This is a genomic window from Halorubrum sp. SP3, from assembly GCF_005435195.1.
Classification (GTDB): Archaea; Halobacteriota; Halobacteria; order Halobacteriales; family Haloferacaceae; genus Halorubrum; species Halorubrum sodomense.
The window spans coordinates 1-256 of sequence record NZ_SGTU01000647.1; the positions used below are offsets into that span (position 1 = coordinate 1).

At 59.8% G+C, this 256-nt stretch carries 1 pseudogene; it reads right to left on the reverse strand.

Annotated features, from left to right (window positions below):
• Window positions 1-256: pseudogene (locus tag EXE42_RS19100) on the reverse strand (hypothetical protein); the annotation flags it as partial.

The following is a 256-nucleotide window of genomic DNA, read 5'->3' on the forward strand; positions in this document are numbered from 1 at the left end:
TCATCCCCTCGCCTTCGGGAATATACAACTTCCCGCTTTCACCTTCGTTCGGTCGCACGTCTCGGAGGGTCAACATCCGCAAGGCGTTGTGTCGTTGTCCTGTGTAGATCAGCATCTCCAACAGCGCCCGATCGCGTTTGTTCGCGCACGCCCGCCGCATCGCCTCGATCTCCTCGGTGTCGAACATATCCCGCTCGTCCACCTTCGTGTCGTCCCGATCCACGAGGTCGATGTCGTCGGGATCGACGTTCACCTC